19 protein-coding genes are annotated in these 22684 nt (G+C 64.6%); 16 read left to right on the top strand and 3 right to left on the bottom strand.

The features are described from left to right. Positions 1-2 precede the first annotated feature (2 nt). Complete coding sequence (locus JQ507_06015) at positions 3-701, bottom strand: FecR domain-containing protein (GenBank protein QRI71064.1); 699 nt, start codon at positions 699-701, stop codon at positions 3-5. Positions 702-949: 248 nt separating this feature from the next. Here JQ507_06015 and JQ507_06020 point away from each other — a divergent pair, with 248 nt between their 5' ends. Further along, a complete protein-coding gene (locus tag JQ507_06020) occupies positions 950-2254 on the top strand; it encodes a phospholipid carrier-dependent glycosyltransferase (GenBank protein ID QRI71065.1) in 1305 nt (434 codons plus the stop codon). Positions 2255-2314: 60 nt separating this feature from the next. On the opposite strand, the gene JQ507_06025 is transcribed toward JQ507_06020, so the two are convergent. Further along, positions 2315-2947, bottom strand: coding sequence for an OmpA family protein (locus tag JQ507_06025; GenBank protein ID QRI71066.1), 633 nt, complete (start codon positions 2945-2947; stop codon positions 2315-2317). Positions 2948-3104: 157 nt separating this feature from the next. Between JQ507_06025 and JQ507_06030 the strand changes: the two genes are divergently transcribed. From JQ507_06030 to JQ507_06040, 3 genes are all read left to right on the top strand, one after another. Next, complete coding sequence (locus tag JQ507_06030) at positions 3105-3347, top strand: hypothetical protein (GenBank protein ID QRI71067.1); 243 nt, start codon at positions 3105-3107, stop codon at positions 3345-3347. 96 nt (positions 3348-3443) lie between these two features. Beyond that, a complete protein-coding gene (locus tag JQ507_06035) occupies positions 3444-4607 on the top strand; it encodes a YcaQ family DNA glycosylase (GenBank protein QRI71068.1) in 1164 nt (387 codons plus the stop codon). Between the two features lie 244 nt (positions 4608-4851). Further along, on the top strand, positions 4852-6177 hold the full coding sequence (locus tag JQ507_06040; GenBank protein ID QRI71069.1) for an MFS transporter: 1326 nt from the start codon (positions 4852-4854) through the stop codon (positions 6175-6177). A 120-nt stretch (positions 6178-6297) separates the two neighbouring features. On the opposite strand, the gene JQ507_06045 is transcribed toward JQ507_06040, so the two are convergent. Continuing rightward, a complete protein-coding gene (locus JQ507_06045) occupies positions 6298-6570 on the bottom strand; it encodes a hypothetical protein (protein ID QRI73205.1) in 273 nt (90 codons plus the stop codon). A gap of 193 nt (positions 6571-6763) precedes the next feature. On the opposite strand from JQ507_06045, the gene JQ507_06050 reads away from it, so the two are divergent. The 12 genes from JQ507_06050 (at position 6764) to JQ507_06105 (ending at position 22535) form a co-directional block, all read left to right on the top strand. Further along, the gene (locus JQ507_06050) at positions 6764-7870 is read left to right on the top strand and encodes an efflux RND transporter periplasmic adaptor subunit (protein QRI71070.1); all 1107 of its coding nucleotides are present in this window, start codon (positions 6764-6766) and stop codon (positions 7868-7870) included. A gap of 57 nt (positions 7871-7927) precedes the next feature. Further along, positions 7928-11065 (top strand): efflux RND transporter permease subunit, encoded by a 3138-nt coding sequence (locus JQ507_06055; protein QRI71071.1) that lies wholly within the window; start codon positions 7928-7930, stop codon positions 11063-11065. A 24-nt stretch (positions 11066-11089) separates the two neighbouring features. Next, positions 11090-11698, top strand: a complete 609-nt coding sequence (locus tag JQ507_06060; GenBank protein QRI73206.1) for a TetR family transcriptional regulator — start codon at positions 11090-11092, stop codon at positions 11696-11698. 130 nt (positions 11699-11828) lie between these two features. Further along, positions 11829-12452, top strand: coding sequence for a flavin reductase family protein (locus tag JQ507_06065; GenBank protein ID QRI71072.1), 624 nt, complete (start codon positions 11829-11831; stop codon positions 12450-12452). A 327-nt stretch (positions 12453-12779) separates the two neighbouring features. Then, complete coding sequence (locus JQ507_06070) at positions 12780-14003, top strand: SMP-30/gluconolactonase/LRE family protein (GenBank protein ID QRI71073.1); 1224 nt, start codon at positions 12780-12782, stop codon at positions 14001-14003. Between the two features lie 317 nt (positions 14004-14320). Beyond that, entirely contained in the window at positions 14321-16588 is a 2268-nt protein-coding gene (locus JQ507_06075; protein QRI71074.1) for an acyl-CoA dehydrogenase, read from the top strand. Further along, positions 16588-17871 (top strand): acetyl-CoA C-acetyltransferase, encoded by a 1284-nt coding sequence (locus JQ507_06080; protein ID QRI71075.1) that lies wholly within the window; start codon positions 16588-16590, stop codon positions 17869-17871. Before JQ507_06075 ends, JQ507_06080 begins: the two co-directional genes overlap by 1 nt. Before the next feature lie 2 nt (positions 17872-17873). Beyond that, a complete protein-coding gene (locus tag JQ507_06085; protein QRI71076.1) occupies positions 17874-19970 on the top strand; it encodes an enoyl-CoA hydratase/isomerase family protein in 2097 nt (698 codons plus the stop codon). A 104-nt stretch (positions 19971-20074) separates the two neighbouring features. After that, positions 20075-20428, top strand: a complete 354-nt coding sequence (locus tag JQ507_06090; GenBank protein ID QRI73207.1) for an acyl-CoA thioesterase — start codon at positions 20075-20077, stop codon at positions 20426-20428. Positions 20429-20592: 164 nt separating this feature from the next. After that, a complete protein-coding gene (locus tag JQ507_06095) occupies positions 20593-20787 on the top strand; it encodes a hypothetical protein (GenBank protein QRI71077.1) in 195 nt (64 codons plus the stop codon). 81 nt (positions 20788-20868) lie between these two features. Then, positions 20869-21543, top strand: coding sequence for an HAD-IA family hydrolase (locus tag JQ507_06100; protein QRI71078.1), 675 nt, complete (start codon positions 20869-20871; stop codon positions 21541-21543). 158 nt (positions 21544-21701) lie between these two features. Then, on the top strand, positions 21702-22535 hold the full coding sequence (locus JQ507_06105; GenBank protein ID QRI71079.1) for a DeoR/GlpR transcriptional regulator: 834 nt from the start codon (positions 21702-21704) through the stop codon (positions 22533-22535). Positions 22536-22684: the final 149 nt, after the last annotated feature.

Consider the following 22684-nt stretch of genomic DNA (forward strand, 5'->3'; position numbering starts at 1 on the left):
GATCACCGTCCGCACAGCATGCCGGCGGGATCGTCGCCGACCGGTGTCGCATCGGCGAACTGGGTCACGGTGCAGAGCCCCGCCGCCTGGCTACAGGTCGCGGCAAAGGTCCAGGGCGGGTTGTTGGTCTTCTGGATCGTGGTGCGGCCGCCGCTCGAGGTGATGATCGCGGTGTCGCCGGGCTGGGTCAGGTCGATGCATTGCCGGCTCGACGTGCAGACCGTCGACGCGCCTTCCTGCAGCACCACAATGGTCTGGCCGCGCTGTGACAGGATATCGAGCACCGTGCCGCGAACGCCGATCGTCGCAAGCGGCGTCGTGATCTTGTAGGCGGCCTTTTCGGAATGGCCGGTGACGAAGCGGAACGCGCCCGAGGTCAGGCGGACCGCGACATCGCGATAGTGATGCTCGTCGTCGAACACGGTGCGGTCGAGCTTGAGCGAGGCATTTGGCCCGAGCGAGAGGTTGGTGCTGTCGGCCATCACCAGTCGCGCGGCGCTCTCGAGGCCGGTGCGCACCGTCTCGTCGCGCAGCAGCGCATCGCCGACATTGATCGGCGTGGTTGCAGCCGCGACGCGGAGAACTTCGTTCTTCACCATCGCCGCTTCGCCGACGCGACTTTGCGCCTGAGCGGGATGGGCCGTCAGTACGACGGCAAGACCGATTGCTGGTAACAAGAAAAAGCGGTGAGGCGAATTCATTGCAATACCGATCGAGTTAATGTCGTCATCGTACCGGATCGTGTACGCATCTGATATTGTATATATGTCACAAGCGGTACCGAGCTGACTGGATGGTGGGTGTCTGTCGATTCGACCACGTTCAACGATGTGGCTGTGAAAGTGAGTTCAGATCACGCACGTCACATAGTCACCCGCGTCACGTGCGACGTATGCACGCGTAGCTCACACTTCGCTCACACTTGTTCCCTTCTCACCGTGCCCGCCCTTTGAGCATCGCAACCAAATCCTCGTCCGCTGACCGCCGCCCTGCCGCCCGTGCGGCGATCGTTGCGGCCATCATCTTCGTTGTTGCCCATGTCTTGCTGCTGCTCGGAATCACGACGCCCGACAAGCTCTATTTCGATGAGGTGCATTACGTGCCGGCGGCGCGGCAGATGCTCCAGCCGGTGGTCGAGGGCCCGATCCTCAACCCGATGCATCCGCCGCTTGCCAAGGAGATCGTCGCGCTGTCGATCAAGGCGTTCGGCGATGGGCCGCTCGGATGGCGCTATCCCGCCGCGCTGTTCGGGGCGCTGGCACTGGTCGGCGTCTATCTCGCCGCGCTCGCGCTGTTCGCATCGCAGGAACGCGCGATCGCGGCCGTGCTGATCGCCTTCTTCAACCAGATGCTCTTCGTGCAGTCGCGGATCGCGATGCTGGATATTTTCGCGCTCGCTTTCTGTCTGTTCGCGATCGCAGCTTTCATCCGCGGCTTCAGGCAAACGCGGCCGCACTCTGCCTTCGCGCTGGCGGGATTGGCCGTGGGGCTGGCGAGCGCCTGCAAATGGAGCGGGCTGTTCGTGCTCGCGACCTGCATCGCGATCGTCGTAGTGATCCGCCTGATGCAGGGCTGGCGCACGCGCTTTGCCGATGCCAATGCGCAGGACTGGTACCAGCCGGACCTGTGGCCGGATTTCCGTCTTCCGCACGTCATCGTCTGTTTCGTTCTGATCCCGTCGGCCGTCTATCTCGCGACCTTCGTGCCGTTGGTCGGCCTCTCGTTCAGCGGCCTCGTCGAGGCGCAGCGCCGCATCTTTGCCGACAACACGACGACCGCGATTGCGGGCCATACCTATATGAGTTCATGGCCGACCTGGCCGTTGCTGGTGCGCCCGGTCTGGTATCTGTTCGAGAAGGCCGGCGATGACAGGTTCGCGGCGGTGGTGTTTCTCGGCAATCCGCTGGTGCTGTGGCCGGCATTGATCGCGCTGATCGTCGCGCTGCGCGACTGGATCGTCGACCGCAGCCGCGATGCGTTTCTCGTGCTTGCGTTCTACCTCGGCCCGTATCTCGCCTGGGCGCTGCTGCCGCGCACGCTTGGCTTCATCTATTACTATCTGCCGGCGGCCACCACAGCGAGCTTCGTGCTGGTCTACGCCTTGACGCGCAAAGGGGCGCCGCGCTGGCTGCTGTGGGCCTTCGTGGCAGTCGGATGCGCAGGGTTCATCGCGATGCTGCCGATCACTGTCGCCGCGATCGGGACCTCGATCGCGACCTTCAATCGGCTGATGCTGTTCCAGAACTGGATTTGAATCTGTTGGGAACAGGCGATCCGCCTGCCGGCTTGGCCGGCGGATCGAAGGTGCGGGAGATTACTGCTGTGCCGTCTTGGTATCCATGTTGACCACCTGCACCCGACGGTTGGTCGGATCCATCGGCGCGTTCGGATCCTTGGGCCGGGTCTTGCCGTAGCCTACGGTCACGAGATCAGAGCCGTTCAGGCCGTAATGCTCGACCAGGTATTTCTTGATGGTGTCGGCACGGCGTTCCGAGAGGTCCTGATTATAAGCTTCGCTGCCGATTGCATCGGTGTGGCCGGCGAGGACGAAGGTCGAGCCCTTCATGCTGGCATCCGACAGCGCCTTGCCGAGCTCCTGCACCGCCTCGGTCGAGCCCTTGGCGATCTCAGCCGAGTTGTAGTCGAAGTGAATCTCCAGATCGATCTTCGGCTTGTTGGCGGCGATATCGGCGATCTCCTGGCGTTCGCCCATTGACAGCGAGCGGGTCTGCCGGTTGCGGACGGTGCTGAGGAAGCTCGCCTCCTTGGCCGAAGCGGCCGGGTCGACCTGCGTGCCGGCGGAGAGGCCGCGGGTGGCCGACTTCGGCTTCAGCGCATTGAGGATCTGGGCGGCCGGAACGGTGTCGCTGCCGGCCAGTGCGACGCCCGCCGTCATCGACAGCGCGGCGCCGATTGTCAAAACAGACAAGAAAAGGGAGCGGGTCATGGTTTTGGTCCTTAAATGTCAGGCCAGCCAATCCGGCTGCTATCGTTTTGATGCCGGGAACCTAGGACGGGTTCAACGTCCGCAATGTGATTTATGTCACATTTGAGTGGGCGGGCCCTGCTGCCATGCAGGGGCGCGCGGCGATGAGGAGGAGGATATGGCCCACGTCAATCGCGTGCTCCGCTCGATCAATGACGAAGATGCCGCGCGCTGCGTCGATATCTTCCTGCGCCCGGACGGCACCCTCGGCTTCGAAGAATATCGGCGTGACGTCGAAGATGGCCGCGGCTGGTTTCCGATCGGCGGTCATGCATCCCGGGTCTTCCCAGAGGAGAGCGCCGCGCTCGCGGCGGCGCTGGCGGACGTTCCCTGGTTGCGGAGAGCCGTTGGATCGCCATAGGCGGCCCGAAGCGCCGCCAGACCTCCGATCATGCACGGCTGATTTCCCTCGCGCGGCTCTCCACAGCGGCGCGAATCTCACTACATTGCCGGAGCAATGCCCCGCGCCGCCGAACCCTTGTCCCTGAACAATGCCGCCGCCCGCCATATCTGGCTACGTGCGCAGCGGCTCGATACGAAGGCACCGTTCGGGGAGGGCGCGTCGGCCGTGGCCGCCGCCGTCGACCATCTCGGCTATGTGCAGATCGATACCATCAACGTGATCGAGCGCTGCCATCACCACATCCTGTTCACCCGGATTCCGGACTACCGCCGCGCCGACCTCAAGCAGGCGCAGAGCCGGGACAAGAGCGTGTTCGAATACTGGACGCACGCGCTGTCCTACGTGCCGTCCAAGGACATCAACATTTTCCTGCCGGCGATGAAGGCGCACAAGCGCGAGGGCCATAAATGGTTCTCGTCGGTAACGCCGGCGGACACCCGCAAGGTGCTGCGGCTGCTGCGCGAGGGTCCGCTGACCATCCGCGACATCGATGACGACGTGCTGACCGAGAAGGAGCATCTCTGGCAGAGCCGGAAACCTTCCAAGCGTGCGCTGCAACTCGCCTTCTATGGCGGCGTGGTAACGATCAGCGAGCGCGCCGGCATGTTGAAGACCTATGAGCTGATGCACAGGCATTTCGGCTGGGACAAGCCGCCGAAGCCGGCGCCGGCCTCGGCTCGGACAGCCTATCTGCTCGATCGCGCGCTGCGCTCACAGGGCGTCGTCAGCCTGGATTCGATTTGTCACCTCGATGCGCCGAGCAAGAAGGCGGTGCGCGGCCTGATCGAGGCGAGGGTGCGCCGCAAGGAGCTGGTCCGGGTTGCGCTCGACGGCGCCGGCAAGCAGGAGCATTGGGCGCGGCCGGAGGTGCTGGAAGCGACCGGCGAGGGCGATCCGTCCCTGGTCCACATCCTCTCTCCGTTCGATCCCCTGATCATCCAGCGCAAGCGCACCGAGCTGTTCTTCGGCTACGGCCACAGGTTCGAGGCCTATGTGCCGAAGGAGAAGCGCCTGTTCGGCTATTTCGCGCTACCGGTGCTGGTCGGCGACGATATCGTGGCGGCCCTCGATCTGAAGACGGACCGGCGGAACAGGAAGCTCCTGATGCAGAAATGGAGCTGGGTCGGCAACGGCAAGAAGCAGGCCTCGCGCAAGGAACTGAAGCGCCGCATCGAGGAGGAGCTCGACCGCTTCGCGCGCTTCCAGCTCGCGGAGTAGGTCCGGGAGCTCTCTATCCGTCATTGCGAACCAAAGCGAAGCAATCCATCGCACCGCAAGATGGTCAGATTGCTTTGTCGCATCAGCGCAAAATTGCCCCGCAATCTTGTCGCGGGCTCCTCGCGATGAGGCCGTGGATAAAGTCCGATCTTCCCGCTTGCACCGCGTGTTGCGACTTTTTGCCATTGCCCAATGCCGGGCCAGCCAATATTCCTCAGGGCAAGCAACAGCCTGGGGGAAACAGATGAGCCAGACCGCAACCGCTGCGCCTGATCGCGGCACCCGCAGCGAGGTCGAGACGTCCACGATCCGCGCGATCTCCTGGCGGCTGATTCCGTTCCTGGTCCTGGCCTACTTCTTCTCCTATCTCGACCGCGTCAATCTCAGCTTCGCGGCGCTCACCATGAATGCCGAGCTGAAGTTCTCGCCCTTGGTATTCTCGTTCGGTGCCGGCATCTTCTTCATCGGCTATTTCGTCTTCGAGGTGCCGAGCAATCTGGCGCTGGAGCGGTTCGGCGCCAGCAAGTGGATCGCCCGCATCATGGTGAGCTGGGGCATCCTCTCGGCGTTGATGGCGGCGGTCTATGACGAGCACAGCTTCTACGCGCTGCGCTTCTTCCTCGGCGTCGCCGAGGCGGGCTTCTTCCCCGGCATCATTCTCTACCTCACCTATTGGTACCCGGCCGAATATCGCGCCCGCTTCCTTGCTGCCTTCGCGATCGCCGTCCCGGTCTCGACCGCGATCGGCGCACCGATCTCCGGCCTGCTGCTCGGGCTCGACGGCGTCATGGGGTTGAAGGGCTGGCAGTGGCTGTTCATCATCGAGGGCGTCCCCTCGGTGCTGCTCGGCATCGTCACCTGGTTCTATCTCACCGACCGGCCCGAGAAGGCCGATTGGCTCTCGGCCGAGCAGAAGGCGTGGCTGAAGGGCAAGCTCGACGCCGAGGTCGCAGCCAAGCAGGCGGCGAAGCACTTCACATTTCTCGAGGCGCTGTCCTCGTCGAAGGTGCTGGCGCTGAGCGCGATCTATTTCGGCTTCGTCGCCTCGCTCTACGGCATGCAGTTCTGGCTGCCGCAGATCGTCAAGGCATTCGGTCTGACCAATGCGCAGACCGGCTTCGTCACCGCGATCCCCTATGCGTTCGGCACCGTCGCGATGATCCTGTGGGCGCGCCGTTCCGACGCCACGCGGGAGCGCGTGTTTCATGTCGGCGCGCCGCTCTTGCTCACCGCACTGGCGCTCGCCGTGTCCAGCTACATCACCGATCCGACCATGACCATGGTCGTGCTGACGGTTGCCGCGATCGGCGTGTTCTGCACCTTTGCGGTGTTCTGGACGCTGCCGACCGCCTGGCTCGCCGGCACCGCGGCCGCCGGCGCGATCGCGCTGATCAACTCGATCGGCAACCTCGCCGGTTTTCTCGGGCCCTACCTGATCGGCTGGGTGAAGGAGACGACCGGCAGCACCTCGACCGGCCTGTTGGTGCTGTCGCTGCTGCCGCTCGCGGCGGGGCTCTTGGTTTTCCTCGGGAGCCACGAGACCAAGACCGAGTTCGTGGAAGCGAAGTAACGGCGCAACGGCTCCTTGGCTGCGTGGGATGGGCAGAGCGAAGCGAAACCCATCAATTATGCGCGGCGAAGATGATGGGTTTCACTGCGTTCTACCTATCCTACAGTCTGTCTCCTGCGCTTAGATCGGATAGCGCCACTTCAGCGCGCGTCGGACGAAGAAGATCGCCACCAGCGTGGCGCCGAGCGCCGCAAGCCACGTCCACTTCAGGGTGCCGCCCTGTGTGAGCGCGTAGTCCTCGGAAAGCGTCAGTGCCACCAGAATGCCGATGAGCCCTACGCCAGACCAATAGAGCGGCGAACGCAGCATTCCAGTCGCGGCATGTTCAGCCGCGCGTTCGCGCGCTCTGCCGACAGACCAGATCAAGAAGCCGGCGTAACCAAGGGCAAAGATCTATGACATCCCCGCAACCTCGCACGCCGGTGCTTCCGGGATCGTGAAGGGCTGAAGCGAAAGTCGCGGTATTGGGCGGAGAAGCCCGATCTCGGCCTTCCACCTCACGAATAGGTTACTACTGACGATTATTGACATTCATCAGTGATAAATCGATACTCTTCATCAGTCGTCAGTCCGATGGAGATTTCAGATGTTCGTTCGTTCCGTTTTGTCGAGCTACTACAGGCTCTTAACCGGAGCGTCGCTGGCTTTCGCGGTGTTCGCGCTGACCGGCTGTAACGAAAAGGCGGCCGAAACCGCCGATCCGGGACGCCCCGTTCTGGTGGCGACCGTCCATTACGAAGCTGAAACCCCTGAGCGCAGCTTTGTCGGCACCATCAAGCCCCGTATCGAAGCCGATATGGGCTTCCGGGTCGCCGGCAAGGTGGCCAAGCGGCTGGTCGAGGTCGGACAGACAGTCGACGTCGACCAGCCCTTGGCCACCCTCGACGAGGTCGACCTGAAGCTGCAGGCGGAGCAGGCGGAGGCCGAATTCCGCGCCGCCACCGGCGTGCTGGCGCAGGCCGCGGCCGCCGAGCAGCGCGCCAAGGACCTGAAGGTCAAGGGCTGGACCACCGATGCGGCGCTCGATTCCGCCAAGGCGGCCGGCGATGAGGCCCGCGCCCGGCTGAACCGCGCCGAGCGTTCGGTCGAGCTGACCAAGAATTCCCTCTCTTATGCAACGCTGGTGGCCGACACCCGGGGTGTCGTCACAGCGACCATGATCGAGCCCGGCCAGGTGGTTGCCGCGGGCCAGGCCTCGATCCGTGTCGCCCGACTTGGCGAGAAGGAAGCCGTCGTCGCGATCCCAGAGACGCTTCTTGCTCGTGCCAGGTCGGGCGTTGCCACGGTGACGCTGTGGTCGGATGCCAAGAAGACCTATGCCGCCAGGCTGCGCGAGGTGGCGCCGCAGGCCGATCCCGCCACCCGCACCTATCTCGCGAAATTCTCCCTGCCCGATGCCGACGAGGCCGTATCGCTCGGCATGACCGCGACACTGACGCTGGCCGACAAGGCGAGCGAGCGGGTGGCCAAGCTGCCGCTGTCGGCGCTGTACAGCCAGGGCGGCGATCCCTCGCTCTACATCGTCGACGACAAGGGCGAGGTCGCGCTGAAGCCGGTCAAGGTGAAGGCCTATGAGAGCAACAACGTCGTGATCTCCGGCGGCGTCGACGACGGCGCCAAGGTGGTCGCCCTCGGTGTGCAGAAACTCGATCCGAGCCAGAAGGTGCGGGTCGTGTCGTCGCTGTCGTTCTGATCCTCGCAATATCAGCAGAAACGGTTCTGGGACCTGGTCTAGAACTTGGAGAGTTCGATGAAGCGCTTCAACCTTTCGGCCTGGGCGGTCAGCCATCCGACGCTGGTGCTGTTCCTGATGATCATCCTCGGCGTCGCCGGCTTCTTCTCCTATGAGAAGCTCGGCCGCGCCGAAGACCCGTTCTTCACCGTCAAGGTGGTGAACGTCTCGGTGATGTGGCCGGGCGCGACCTCGCAGGAAATGCAGATGCAGGTCGCCGATCCGATCGAGAAGAAGCTGCAGGAGCTGCCGTTCTTCGACAAGGTGCAGACCTATTCCAAGCCGGGCTTCACCGCGATGCAGGTCTCCTTCAAGGATTCGACCTCGCCGAAGGACGTGCCCTATCTCTTCTATCTCTTGCGCAAGAAGCTGGTCGACGTGCAGGGCGAACTGCCCTCCGGCATTCTCGGTCCGGTCGTCAACGACGAATTCTCCGACGTCGATTCGATCCTCTATATGATGACCGGCGACGGCGCCGATTATGCGCAGCTCAAGAAGGTCGCGGAAGGTTTTCGCCAGCGCCTGCTGAAGGTGCCTGGTGTCACCAAGATCGATCTCTACGGCGTCCAGGACGAGCGCATCTTCGTCGAGTTCTCGCATGCCAAGCTCGCGACGCTCGGCATCACCCCGCAGGCGCTGTTCGATTCGCTCGCCAAGCAGAACAACGTCACGCCGGCGGGCACCGTCGAGACCTCGTCGCAGCGCGTGCCGCTGCGCGTCACCGGCGCGCTCGACGGCGTCAAGGCGGTGGCCGAGACGCCGGTCGAGAGCAACGGCCGCGTGTTCCGGCTCGGCGATATCGCGACCGTCTCGCACGGCTATGTCGATCCGCCGACCTTCAAGGTCCATCAGGAGGGCAAGCCCGCGCTCGGCATCGGCGTCGTCACCGCCAAGGGCGCCAACATCCTCGAGCTCGGCAAGGAGGTGCAGCAGGCGACCTCCGAGTTCATGAAGGCGGTGCCGCAGGGCATCGACATCCAGCAGATCGCCGATCAGCCCAAGGTGGTCGAGCATGCCGTCGGCGAGTTCGTGCACTCCTTCGTCGAGGCGCTCGCGATCGTGCTGTTCGTCTCCTTTGTCGCGCTCGGCTGGCGCACCGGAATCGTGGTGGCGCTGTCGGTGCCGCTGGTGCTCGGCATCGTCTTCATCGTGATGAACGCGATGTCGCTCGATCTGCACCGCATCACGCTCGGCGCGCTGATCATCGCGCTCGGCCTTCTGGTCGACGACGCCATCATCGCGGTCGAGATGATGGTGGTGAAAATGGAACAGGGCTGGGACCGCATGAAGGCGGCGTCCTTTGCCTGGGAATCTACTGCGTTTCCGATGCTCACGGGAACGCTGGTCACAGCCGCTGGCTTCCTCCCCATCGGCTTTGCCAATTCGGCGGTCGGCGAATATGCCGGCGGCATCTTCTGGATCGTGGCGATCGCGCTGGTGGCATCCTGGTTCGTCGCGGTGATCTTCACGCCCTATATCGGCGTCAAGCTGCTGCCGAACATCAAGGTGCACCAGAACCACGATCCGCACGCGATCTACGAGACGCGGATGTATCGTGGCCTGCGCAGCGTCGTGCAGTGGTGCGTCGATCACCGCATCAAGGTGGTGGCGGCGACCGTCGGCGTGTTCGTTGCCGCGATCATAGGCTTCGGCCACGTCCAGCAGCAGTTCTTCCCGCTGTCGGAGCGGCCCGAGCTGTTCCTGCAGCTCCGCCTGCCCGAGGGCACGGCCTTCAACGTCACCGAGAAGGCGGTGAAGCAGGCCGAGGGGCTCTTGAAGGGCGATGACGACATTGCGACCTACACCGCCTATGTCGGCCAGGGCTCGCCGCGCTTCTGGCTCGGCCTCAACCCGCAGCTGCCGAACGAGGCGTTCGCCGAGATCGTGATCCTCGCCAAGAACGTCGAGGCGCGCGAGCGCATCAAGGCCAAGATCGAGCAGGCCGCCGCCGACGGCGCGCTGAACGAGGCGCGGGTCCGGGTTGACCGCTTCAACTTCGGTCCGCCGGTCGGCTTCCCGGTCCAGTTCCGCGTGATCGGGCCCGACGCCAACAAGGTGCGCGACATCGCCTACCAGGTCCGCGAGGTCATGCGGCAGAACAAGAACGTCAAGGATGTCCAGCTCGACTGGAACGAGCAGTCGCCCTATCTGAAGCTCGCCGTCGACCAGGACCGGGCGCGCGCGCTCGGCCTGACCCCGCAGGACGTCTCGCAGGCGCTGGCGATGCTGATCTCGGGCGCGCCGGTCACCACGATCCGCGACGGCATCGAGAAGGTCGGTGTGGTCGCTCGCGCGGTGCCGTCCGAGCGGCTCGATCTCGGCCGCGTTGGCGATCTCACCATCACGTCACGCAATGGCGTGGCGGTCCCGCTGCAGCAAATCGCAAAGATCGAATATGCGCATGAGGAGCCGATCCTGTGGCGGCGCAACCGCGACATGGCGATCACGGTGCGCTCCGACGTCGTCGACGGCGTGCAGGCGCCTGATGTCACCAACCAGATCGCGCCGAAGCTCAGGGATATCCAGGCTCATCTCGAGCCGGCCTACCGGATCGAGCCGGGCGGGGCGTTCGAGGAATCCGCCAAGGGCAATGCGTCGATCTTCATCCTGTTCCCCGTGATGGTGATGGTGATGCTGACGCTGCTCATGATCCAGCTGCAGAGCTTCTCGCGCCTGACCTTGGTGTTCCTGACCGCGCCGCTCGGCATCGTCGGCGCCTCACTCGGGCTCAACGTCGCCAACCAGCCGTTCGGCTTCGTGGCGCTGCTCGGCCTGATCGCGCTCGCCGGCATGATCATGCGCAACACCGTGATCCTGGTCGATCAGATCGAGAGCGACGTGGCGTCCGGCCTGACCCGCCGCGAGGCGATCGTCGAGGCCACCGTCCGGCGCGCCCGGCCGGTGGTGCTGACCGCGCTGGCCGCGATCCTGGCCATGATCCCGCTGTCGCGCTCGGCGTTCTGGGGCCCGATGGCGATCACCATCATGGGCGGTTTGTTTGTTGCGACTTTCCTGACCTTGCTGTATCTGCCGGGTCTTTACGCCCTCTGGTTCCGCAAGACCCTCGAGGAGAGCGGCCCCGAGCAGATCAATACTGCGCCGCAACATGCCGGCAATGCGCAACACGCATTTCCACTTGCTGAAGCGGCTGAATAATTGAAGATTGAGCAGCAGGCCAACATGACGCTGATCCAGGAACATAGCGAAACCGACACCCGCGAGCGGATTCTCGTGGTGGCGGAGCGCTTGTTCCGGCAGATCGGCTACCAGAAGACCACGGTCGCCGACATTGCCAAAGAGCTGCGGATGAGCCCCGCCAACGTGTATCGGTTCTTCGATTCGAAGAAATCGATCCACGAGGGCGTGGCGCGCGGCCTGATGGGCGAGGTCGAGGTCGAGGCGCAGCGCATCGCGCGCTCGGAAGGTCCGGCGGCGATGCGCCTGCGCCAGATGATGACGACCATCAATCGGATGAACACCGAGCGCTATGTCGGCGATTCCAAACTGCACGAGATGGTCGAGATCGCGATGCAGGAGGACTGGGAGGTCTGCGTCGCCCATATGGAGCTGATCGGCCAGATCATCGGCGAGGTGATCGCGCAAGGCGTGGCCTCGGGCGAATTCGAGGTCGAGGACCTCGAGGTCGCCGCGCTGTGCGCCTGCACGGCGATGATGCGGTTCTTCCACCCGCAGATGATCGCCCAATGCGCCACCAAGCCGGGCCCGACCATCGACCAGATGATCGATTTCGTCGTCGCCGGCCTGTCGCCGCGCGCCCGCGCCCATTGAGCGCCAGGGCTGACGTTTTCGTCAGTTGACTTCCTTGTCATTCCGGGGCGATGCGTAAGCATCGAACCCGGAATCTCGAGATTCCGGGTCTGGTGCTCGCGCACCATCCCGGAATGACGAGGGCGCACCCGTGACCGAGAAAGACCTGCATTTCTACGAGCCGAAGAACGGCCACGGCCTGAAGCACGATCCGTTCAACGCCATCGTGGCGCCGCGGCCGATCGGCTGGATCTCCTCGCGCGACAAGGGCGGCAACGTCAATCTCGCGCCCTACAGCTTCTTCAACGCCTTCTGCTATGCGCCGCCGATCATCGGCTTCTCCTCCACCAACTGGAAGGACAGCGTCGCCAACATCCAGGACACCGGCGAGTTCGTCTGGAACCTGGCGACGATGGATCTCGCCAAGCACATGAACGCGACCGCGGCGCATGTCGCGCGCGATGTCGACGAGTTCAAGCTCGCCGGCCTGACGCAGGTACCCGGCAAGCTCGTCAACGTCCCGCGCGTCGCCGAAAGCCCGGTGTCGTTCGAATGCAAGGTCAGCCAGATCATCCAGCTCCAGGGCGCCGACGGCAAGAAGGCCGAGGCCTGGCTGACGCTCGGCGAGGTCGTCGCCGTCCACATCGACAAGGCCTTCATCAAGGACGGCGTCTACCAGACCGGTCTCGCGCACCCGATCGTCCGCGCCGGCCGGCGAGGCGACTATTTCGAGATCAAACCGGAAAACATGTTCGAGATGATCCGGCCGGATTAGCTCTTTTTTCTCCCTCGCCCCGCTCTTGCGGGGAGAGGGTTGGGGTGAGGGGCCGTCTCCGCGAGTTGTGATCGTCGTGAGACCTGTACCCCCTCACCCGAAATTCAAGCTGCGCTCGAATTTCGACCTCTCCCCGCAAGCGGGGCGAGGTGAAGGACGCCGCGCTGCTGCGCGTTCACGCGCGCCGCGATAACGACCTTCACCACAACAATGTGAAATTTCCGCGCGCTGCGATGAAAAACCGTCACTCGCAACCTCGGCGCGAGCAGTCTAACCTTCCGCGCGCCAGGCCGGATCAACGGCCGGCCAACAGAGTGGGAGGATGCGATGACACGTCAAGAGCGGCGCGATCCGAACGTTTCACGACGAGCACTTGTCCAGGGATTGGCGGTGGGGGCGGCCGCTGCCGCAACCGGCGTCGGTGGCGCGCTGGCCCAGAACGCGCCCGCGCCGGTGGGGCCACCGACAACCATCACCAGCCCGCCGCGCGACTTCAGTCCGCGCGGCGCGCCGACCACCTATTTCTGGGACCCCGACATCATCGCGGTCGATCCGTCCTTCAACGACCTGGCCCAGCCCAACACCTCGATCAAGCGGCTTTACACCGGTCTGTTGTGGGCGGAAGGCCCGGCCTGGAGCTCGCAGGGCCGCTATCTCTTGTGGAGCGACATCCCCAACAACCGGCAGATGCGCTGGTCGGAGGATGATGGCCATGTCAGTGTGTTCCGCATGCCGTCGAACTACTCGAACGGCAATTCGTTCGACTTCCAGGGCCGCCAGCTGTCCTGCGAGCATCTCACCCGCCGCGTGACGCGCTACGAGAATGACGGCACTGCGACCGTGCTTGCCGATTCCTACAACGGCAAACGGCTGAACTCGCCGAACGACATCGTCGCGCATCCGGACGGCAGCTACTGGTTCACCGATCCGCCCTATGGCGGCCAGCTCTATGAGGGCGAGCCCGACGCGGCCGGCGGACCGAGCAACTCCGCCGGCAAGCTCAATCCCCGGATCGGCCAGCCGGCGGGCTTCGTGCCGGCCAAGCGCGAGCTGCCGACCAATTGCTATCGTATCGACCCATCCGGACGCGTCGATCTCGTGGTGAGCGAGGATCAGGTGCCGGATCCGAACGGAATCTGCTTTTCGCCTGATTACAAGAAGCTCTATGTGGTCTCGACCGGCAAGGGACCGGGCGACACCGGGGCGGGCGGCAAGGGTGACGTGTTCGTGTTCGACGTCGGCGCCGACAACAAGCTGTCCAACGGCAAGCGGTTCAGCGATTTCACGATCGACGGCGTAAAGTGCGGGCCGGACGGCATCCGCTGCGACGTCAACGGCAATGTCTGGTGCTCGAGCAATGCCGGCCGCGCCGTCGGCTACAATGGCGTGACGTGCTGGTCGCCGGAAGGCAAGCTGCTCGGCCGCATCCGGCTGCCGGAGGTCTGCGGCAACATCACCTTCGGCGGCCCCAAGCGCAACCGCCTGTTCATGGCCGCAAGCCAGTCGCTCTACGCGGTCTACACCGCGACCCAAGGCGCCGGGCCGGCGTGATCTAACTACACCTCTCCCCAGCGGGGGGAGGTCGATTTGCGAAGCGAATCGGGTGAGGGGGCGCTGCTCCAACGAGAGACCGTAACTCCTCACCCGGCGCTGCGCGCCGACCTCTCCCAAGGGAGAGGTGAATTCGCCATCCCCCGCTACCTGATTGTCGCACCTCAACTTTCGGAACTGAACGCGCGACCTGCCGTTAACAGACGGCGGCCTGGCCGCGTCAATTTCGCTTTATTTGAACAGCGAAGTGTTCACCGGGGACCGGCACTTTCCGATAGGATTATGCATCCGCGCCGCCGATCCATGAGGACCCCACCATGAGCTTCCGTCGCGATTACCTTTCCAAGCCGATCTTCTCCTGGGCGCGTGGTGTGCTGCCGACCATGTCGGACACCGAGCGCGAGGCGCTGGAAGCCGGCGACGTCTGGTGGGACGCCGACCTCTTCACCGGCAATCCCGACTGGTCGAAATTACTGGCCTTCGCGCCGGCCAGACTGACCGACGAGGAGAGCGCCTTCCTGCACGGTCCGGTCGACGAGCTCTGCGCGATGCTCGACGAGTGGAAGATCAATTGGGAATGGCGCGATCTGCCGCCCGAGGTCTGGGCCTTCATCAAGGCCAAGAAGTTCTTCGGCATGATCATTCCGAAGGAGTTTGGCGGCCTCGGCTTCTCGCCCTATGCGCATTCCGAAGTGGTGCGCAAGATCTCGTCGCGCTCGCTGACCGCGGCCGTCACCGTGATGGTGCCGAACTCGCTCGGGCCGGGCGAACTCCTGATGCGCTTCGGCACCAAAGAGCAGCAGGACCAATGGCTGCCGCGCCTCGCCGCCGGCCAGGACATTCCCTGCTTCGGGCTGACCAGTCCCGAGGCCGGCTCGGACGCCGCCTCGATGATCGACACCGGGATCATCTGCAAGGGCAATTTCGAAGGCCGTGAGGTGCTGGGCCTGAGGCTGAACTGGCACAAGCGCTACATCACGCTGGGGCCGGTCGCGACACTGCTCGGCCTCGCCTTCAAGGCCTATGATCCCGATCACCTCGTCGGCAATCAGGAAGAGCTCGGCATCACGGTCGCGCTGATCCCGACCCATCTGCCCGGCGTCTCGATCGGCCACCGCCATCTGCCGGCGATGCAGGTGTTTCAGAACGGCCCGAACTGGGGCCGCGACGTCTTCATCCCGCTCGACTACATCATCGGCGGCCAGGAGAGACTCGGCCAGGGCTGGAAGATGCTGATGACGGCGCTCGCCGCCGGCCGCGGCATCTCACTGCCGTCGCTGTCGGCCGCCGGCGCTGCCTATGCCGCGCGCACCACCGGCGCCTATGCCCGCATCCGCGAGCAGTTCGGCATTTCCATTTCCAAGTTCGAGGGCATCGAGGAGCCGCTGGCGCGCATCGCCGGCACCGCCTATCTGCTTGACGCCGCGCGGCGGCTAACTTGTGCTGCGCTGAACGAGGGGCACCACCCCGCCGTGATCTCCGGGATCATGAAGCTGCACGCCACCGAGCGGATGCGGATCGCGATCGACGACGCCATGGACATCCATGGCGGCAAGGCCGTGATCGACGGGCCGCAGAACTATCTCGGCGGGCTCTACCGCTCGGTGCCGGTCGGCATCACGGTCGAGGGCGCCAACATCCTGACCCGCAATCTGATCGTGTTCGGGCAGGGCGCGATCCGCGCGCATCCCTATCTGTTGCAGGAGATGAACGCGCTCAGCGAGACCGATCGCGACAAGGGCCTGACGACGTTCGACACCGCGTTCTGGAAGCATGTCGGCCACAGCTTCGCGACCATGTTCCGCGCCTGGGGCCGCAGCTGGAGCTTCGGCCTGTTCGCGCCGGCGCCGGATGCCGGCGATGCGACAGGGTTCTATCGCCAGCTCTCGCGCTATTCGTCGGCGTTCGCGCTGTGCGCCGACATAGCGCTGCTTACGCTCGGTGGTGCATTGAAGCGCAAGGAGATGCTGTCCGCGCGCTTCGGCGACATCCTGTCTGAACTTTACCTGCTGTCCGCCGCGTTGAAGCGCTGGCAGGACGAGGGCCGGCAGAAGGAGGATCTGCCTGCGCTCGAATGGTGCATGGCGTCCGGCTTCAAGACCATTGAGAACCGCTTTGCCGAAATCCTCGCCAACCTGCCGAACCGTCCGGTGGCATGGCTGCTGAAATTCCTGATCCAGCCGTTCGGCGCCCGCGTCACCGGCCCGTCTGATCGCGTCGTGCATCTGTGCGCGCAGCTCGTGTTGTCGCCATCGGCGGCGCGCGACCGTCTGACGCCGGACCTCGCCTTTGTCGAGGATGACGGCGGCATCGCGCGACTGGAGAAGGCCTTCCGCCTCGTCACTGCGGCCGAGGATGCCGCCAAGCAGCTGCGCGCGGCGCGGCTGCATGACTGGAACGAGGGCGTCAAGAAGGGCGTCATCACCCAGGATGACGGCGAGAAGCTCGCCGCCGCTCACGAGGCCATCGCCAAGGTCATCGAGGTCGATGATTTTGCGCCGGAGGCGCTGTCCCCGATTTACAAGAAATCCGCCGACGTGCATCAGTTCTTCCAGGAGCTTGGTGAGCAGAGGGCGGCGAGCTGATGGCGCGACCAGTCTTTATCGTCGACGGCAGCCGGACGCCGTTCCTGAAGGCGCGCTCCGGTCCCGGCCCGTTCACCCCGGTCGATCTCGCCGTGCAATGCGGCCGGCCGCTGCTGGCCCGGCAGCCTTTCGCGCCTGATGCATTCGACCAGGTCATCCTCGGCTGCGTCAATGTCATCGCCGACGAGATGAACCCGGCGCGGGTCGCGGCGCTGCGGCTCGGCATGGGCGAGCAGATGGTCGCCTTCACCGTGCAGATCAATTGCGGCTCCGGGATGCAGTCGATCGACACCGGCTATCGCTATATCCGTGAAGGCATCTCCGACCTGATCCTCGCCGGCGGCGCCGAGGCGTTGAGCCACGCGCCGCTGGTCTGGCCGAATTCCGGCGTGCGCTGGTTCGCTGGCTTTGCCGGCGCCAAGGGGCTGGGCGCCAAGATCGCCGCCGCGCTGAAAGTGAAGCCGAGCTACTTCAAGCCGATCATCGGCCTCGAGCGCGGGCTGACCGACCCGATCACCGAGCTCAATATGGGGCAGACCGCCGAGAAGGTCGGCCATCTCTTCGGCATCACCCGCGCGCAATCCGATGCGTACGCCGCCGAAAGCCATCAGCGGCTGGCGAAGGCGCAGAAAGAAGGCTTCCTCAAGGGCGAGGTCGAGACCGCGTTCTCGCGCGACGGCAAGTTCTACGACCATGACGACGGCGTCCGCCCGGATTCGACGTCGGACACGCTGGCGAAGCTGAAGCCGGTGTTCGAGCGCCCCTGGGGCCAGGTCACCGCCGGCAATTCCTCGCAGATCACCGACGGCGCATCCTGGGTGATCCTGGCGTCGGAGAAGGCGATGGCCAAGCACGGCCTGACGCCGAAGGCCGTCATCCTCGACAGCCAGTGGTCGGCGCTCGATCCCTCGATCATGGGCCTCGGCCCGGTGTTGTCGGCGAGTGCGCTTCTGAAGCGCAACGGGATGACCTTGCAGGACGTCGAGACCTGGGAGCTGAACGAGGCCTTCGCCACCCAGGTGCTGGGCTGCCTCGCAGCATGGGCTGACGACAAATTCTGCCGCGAGATTTTGGGACTTGACGGCGCGGCGGGCGAGATCGACCGCGCCAGGTTGAACGTCGACGGCGGCGCGATCAGCCTCGGCCATCCCGTAGGCTGCAGCGGCAACCGGATCGTGCTGCATCTTGTCAATGCGATGAAGCGGCTCGGCACCAGGCGCGGCGTCGCCACCGAATGCATCGGTGGCGGGCAGGGCGGCGCGATGTTGATAGAGACGGTGTGATCATGGATTCACGGATCATGGACCTTCTCGCCGACCGCGTGCTCGAGCTCGGGCCGAAGCCCGCTGCGGACAGCCCGTACAGGAATTTCAAGCTGACGCGTGACGAGGACGGCATCGCCTGGCTGCTGTTCGACCGCGCCGACACCAGCGCCAACACGCTGTCCGCCGACCTGCTCGAAGAGCTCGATGCCATCGTCACGGCGCTGGAGAGCCAGCGGCCGACCGGGCTCGTGGTGCGCTCGGCCAAAAAGAGCGGCTTCATCGCCGGGGCCGACGTCAACGAGTTTCGCGGCGTCACCGATCCCGGCGCGGTCGAGACCCAGATCGGCCGGGCGCATGCGGTGATCGACCGGCTGGAGGCGCTGCGCGTGCCGTCGGTCGCCGTGATCCACGGCTTCTGCCTCGGTGGCGGCCTCGAGGTCGCGCTCGCCTGCCAGATGCGGATCGCGATCGACGACGCGCGGTTCGGTTTCCCTGAGGTGATGCTCGGCCTGCATCCCGGCCTCGGCGGCACCGTGCGCTTCACCGAGCTGGTGAACCCGATGCAGGCGATGACCTTGATGCTGACCGGCAAGACGATCGACGCGCGCCGCGCCAAGTCGCTCGGCCTGGTCGATGCCGTCACCCAGGAGCGCCATGTCCGCAATGCGGTGAAGGACGCGGTGTTCGGCCGGCTGAAGCGCGCCAAGCCGGGTGCGCTCAATTCGCTGCTCAATTTGGGCCCGGTCAGGGGCTTCCTCGCCTCGCGGATGCGTAGCGAGGCCGAGAAGGCGGCGCCGCGCAAGCATTATCCGGCGCCCTACGCACTGATCGATCTCTGGGAGAAGCATGCCGGCAACCGTTCGGCGATGCTGAATGCGGAGAAGGCCTCGTTCGCCAATCTGATGGTGACGCCGACCGCGCAAAACCTGATCCGGGTGTTCTTCCTGCGCGAGCAGATGAAGAAGCTGGCGGGCTCCGGCAACAAGGTTGCGCACGTCCATGTCATCGGCGCCGGCGCGATGGGTGGCGACATCGCGGCCTGGTGCGCCAACCAGGACATGCGGGTGACCTTGGCCGACATGAAGGCCGAGCCGATTGCGGGGGCGATGAAGCGCGCCTCTGACCTGTTCGGCAAGATCATGCGCAAGAAGATCGATCAGCGCGACGCGCTCGACCGGCTGATCCCCGACATGGACGGCGAGGGCGTCCGCAACGCCGATCTGATCATCGAGGCGGTGCCGGAAAAGCTCGAGCTGAAGCAGAAGGTCTATGCCGGCCTCGAGCCGAAGATGAAGCAGGGTGCGATCCTCGCCACCAACACGTCGAGCATCCCGCTGCAGGATCTGCGCACCACGCTGGCGCGGCCGGAGCGGTTGCTCGGCCTGCATTTCTTCAATCCGGTGTCGCGGCTGCAACTCGTCGAGGTCGTCAGCCATGACGGCACTGATGCCGCCATGCTCAAGGAGGCGCTCGCCTTCGTCGGCGCCATCGACCGGCTGCCGCTGCCGGTGAAGAGCTCGCCGGGCTTCCTCGTCAACCGCGCGCTGACGCCGTACATGCTGGAAGCGATGATGATGCTGGATGAGAAGACCGACCAGCGCCTCATCGACGCGGCCGCGATCGAGTTCGGCATGCCGATGGGGCCGATCGAGCTTGCCGACCAGGTCGGGCTCGATATCTGCCTCGATGTCGGCGACATGCTGCGCTCGAAGTTCGGCGACACCTTGCCGCCGACGCCGGCGTGGTTGCGTGAAAAGGTCGCCAGGGGCGAACTCGGTCGCAAGACCGGCAAGGGCTTCTACATCTGGAAGGATGGCAAGGCGGAGAAGGCGCCGCTGCCGGACACCGGCCCCAAGGTAAGCGATGAAATGATCGACCGCTTGGTGCTGCCGATCTCGAATGTCTGCGTCGCCGCCTTGCGTGAAGGCATCGTCGACGATCCCGACATGGTCGACGGCGCGATGATCTTCGGCACCGGCTATGCCCCGTTCCGCGGCGGCCCGCTGAATTACGCGCGCAGTCGCGGCGTTGATAATGTTGTGTCGGCCATGCAATCGCTGATGCGCAAGTTCGGCGGACGATTTGCGCCGGACACCGGCTGGGAGGGCTTCAAGTGACCGACACCCAAGCGCCTGAGACCCAAACGCCTGAAACCCACGTTCACGCCCCGTCGATCAGCGGCAACGAACCGCAGGGAGATCTCTGCATCCGCACGCTGGCGATGCCGGCCGACACCAACGCCAATGGCGATATCTTCGGTGGCTGGCTGCTCAGCCAGATGGACGTCGGCGGCGGCGTGTTCGCCTCCAAGCTGGCGAAGTCCCGCACGGTGACGGTTGCGATCGAGGCGATGAACTTCCGCAAGGCGGTCTATGTCGGCGATCTCGTCTCGGTGCACGCCAATCTCGTGCGCGTCGGGCGTACCTCGATCACGGTGCACCTCGAAGCCTGGGTGCTGCGCCGCCGTGAGCAGCAGTCGATCCTGGTCACCGACGGCAATTTCACCTACGTCTCGATCGACGAGCAGGGCCATCCGCAACCGATTCAGCGTGACGGCGCGACGATTTCGACCTGAATGCTTTCGCGCCAAGCATGCTGCTGATTCGGCGCGGGGGGAACGCGTCGAAACTGAGACCGGAGCGCGGCCTGATTGCAAAAACGGCGCTTCGGTTCTCAAATAAACCGAGGAACAAACGTTCAGCGATCCCGTTGTCGGCCCGGAATAAACCGAGGCCGATAATGTCAGACTGCTACGTCATCGAGGTAAGTTCAGAGATCGCGGGTATCGTGGTGCGCGATACCAAGGGTTACGAGTTTTTTGCAGCCGCGCACCGCTTCCGCGCCCTCGAAGGCCAGATTTTTCGCAATGCACGTGAGGCCGAGCGCGCCGCGCGACGGCTTGTCACCGGGCAAGATCTGCAGCTGGCCTCCTGACGCGGCCGGTGCGGTGCGTCATTTGCGTGCGCCGCGAGAGTCTGTATTGATGCATCCGAACTCATGGAAACGTTTTTTCGGATGTCGCAGACACAAGGTAAAGCACTGCTGTTCGATATCGACGGCACGCTCGCCGACACCGACCCGCTGCATCTGGCAGCGTTCAACCGGGTGCTCGGCCCGCATGGACACTCCTTCGATCACGCGCGCTTCGGCAGGGAGCTGCAAGGCTTCTCCAACGCATCGATCGGCGAGCGCTTTCTCGCCCACGTGCCGCCTGAACGCCGCGCCGGCATTCTCAGCGAGAAGGAGCGGATCTTCCGCGAGCTGGTCAGCGGCCAGATCGTGCCGGTGCCGGGATTGATGGCGCTGCTCGACCGGGCGGATCGCGCCGGCGTGCCGATGGTGGCGGTGACCAATGCGCCGCGCGCGAACGCCGAATTGCTGCTCTCAGGACTCGGCGTCGCGCACCGTTTCAAGGCCCTCGTGATCGGCGACGAGCTGGAGCATGGCAAGCCGCACCCCTTGCCGTATCTCGAGGGGCTGCGCCTCGCCGGCGCGGCCGCATCCGCGTCGCTGGCGTTCGAGGACTCGCGCTCCGGCATTCAGTCCGCGACGGCGGCGGGCATCGCGACGATCGGGATGCGAACCGGGCTCAGCCATGCCGATCTGCTGGCGGCCGGCGCCGTCGCCAGCGCGCGGGCGTTCGATGATCCGGAATTGATCCGCCTGGTTGCGTCGGCCATGACTTGGTAAACCGGCATGCTGCAACGCAGTTCTTAACCCCGGCGATGCTTGCTCGTTGACCTCGGTGCCGAACGGCCGCACCATGGGCGAGAGCATGATCCGGAAAAGTGGCAACCGGTTTTCCGAAATGATCATGCTCCAACCAATTGCCGTTCAAGGGGGCCGCCGTGGCCGGACTCTCTCATCGCCAGACTGAAATCCTCAATATCGCACGCGCATTCGGCCGGGTCATGGTCGAGGACCTTGCCAAGCGCTTCGAGGTGTCGGCGCAGACCATCCGCAAGGACCTCAACGATCTCTGCGATGAGCGGTCGCTGACCCGCATCCATGGCGGTGCGATCATCGCCTCGGGCGTCGAGAACCTCGCCTACGAGGCGCGCCGCTTCGTCGCCGCCGAGGAGAAGAAGGCGATCGGCGCCGCCGCGGCCGCGCGGATTCCGAACGGCTGCTCGCTATTCATCAATATCGGCACCACCACCGAAGAAGTCGCCAGCGCACTGACCTCGCACGAGGATCTGCTGGTCATCACCAACAACCTCAACGTCGCGATGCTGCTGTACCGTCATCCGCGCATCGAGGTGGTGGTGGCAGGCGGCACGGTGCGCCGCGCCGACGGTGCGGTGGTCGGCTCGACCGCGACGCAGTTGATCGGCCAGTTCAAGGTCGATTACGCCATCATCGGCGCGTCCGCAATCGACGAGGAGGGCGCACTGCTCGACTTCGACTATCGCGAGGTGCAGGTCGCGCAGGCGATCATCGCCAATGCACGCAACGTGATGCTGGTGTCGGATGCGACAAAACTCCGCCGCAGCGCGCCGGTGCGGATCGCGCATATGAGCCAGATCCAGACCTTCGTGACCGACTCGCCCTTGCCTGCGGGCCTCGCCAACATCTGTCACAGCAGAGGGATCGAGGTCGTCGTTGCGATGGACAAGCCGCAAGCCGATATCGACGACAACGCCGACCCGGCACCGGCACCGGCGACGCTGCGCAGCGCGTAGCGCTTCAATCCTACGCGCCTTTGCGCGCGTCTCGAAGGATCGACGGCCACCAGCCGGGCCGTGCACCCTTCGAGGCTTGCCCAGCGGCGCAATTGCGTCGCAAGGCTCACGCCTCAGGGTGACGGTCCAAACCGCGGCTTGCGACGGTG

Origin of the sequence: Bradyrhizobium sp. PSBB068 (assembly GCA_016839165.1) — a bacterium.
Lineage (GTDB): Bacteria > Pseudomonadota > Alphaproteobacteria > Rhizobiales > Xanthobacteraceae > Bradyrhizobium.

Bases quoted from the DNA above. Each gene is read 5' to 3' on its own strand.
- JQ507_06015 (QRI71064.1), bottom strand. From the start codon at position 701: ATGAATTCGCCTCACCGCTTTTTCTTGTTACCAGCAATCGGTCTTGCC.
- JQ507_06025 (QRI71066.1), bottom strand. From the start codon at position 2,947: ATGACCCGCTCCCTTTTCTTGTCTGTTTTGACAATCGGCGCCGCGCTG.
- JQ507_06030 (QRI71067.1), top strand. From the start codon at position 3,105: ATGGCCCACGTCAATCGCGTGCTCCGCTCGATCAATGACGAAGATGCC.
- JQ507_06035 (QRI71068.1), top strand. From the start codon at position 3,444: ATGCCCCGCGCCGCCGAACCCTTGTCCCTGAACAATGCCGCCGCCCGC.
- JQ507_06040 (QRI71069.1), top strand. From the start codon at position 4,852: ATGAGCCAGACCGCAACCGCTGCGCCTGATCGCGGCACCCGCAGCGAG.
- JQ507_06050 (QRI71070.1), top strand. From the start codon at position 6,764: ATGTTCGTTCGTTCCGTTTTGTCGAGCTACTACAGGCTCTTAACCGGA.
- JQ507_06055 (QRI71071.1), top strand. From the start codon at position 7,928: ATGAAGCGCTTCAACCTTTCGGCCTGGGCGGTCAGCCATCCGACGCTG.
- JQ507_06060 (QRI73206.1), top strand. From the start codon at position 11,090: ATGACGCTGATCCAGGAACATAGCGAAACCGACACCCGCGAGCGGATT.
- JQ507_06070 (QRI71073.1), top strand. From the start codon at position 12,780: ATGACACGTCAAGAGCGGCGCGATCCGAACGTTTCACGACGAGCACTT.
- JQ507_06075 (QRI71074.1), top strand. From the start codon at position 14,321: ATGAGCTTCCGTCGCGATTACCTTTCCAAGCCGATCTTCTCCTGGGCG.
- JQ507_06080 (QRI71075.1), top strand. From the start codon at position 16,588: ATGGCGCGACCAGTCTTTATCGTCGACGGCAGCCGGACGCCGTTCCTG.
- JQ507_06085 (QRI71076.1), top strand. From the start codon at position 17,874: ATGGATTCACGGATCATGGACCTTCTCGCCGACCGCGTGCTCGAGCTC.
- JQ507_06090 (QRI73207.1), top strand. From the start codon at position 20,075: ATGCCGGCCGACACCAACGCCAATGGCGATATCTTCGGTGGCTGGCTG.
- JQ507_06095 (QRI71077.1), top strand. From the start codon at position 20,593: ATGTCAGACTGCTACGTCATCGAGGTAAGTTCAGAGATCGCGGGTATC.
- JQ507_06100 (QRI71078.1), top strand. From the start codon at position 20,869: ATGTCGCAGACACAAGGTAAAGCACTGCTGTTCGATATCGACGGCACG.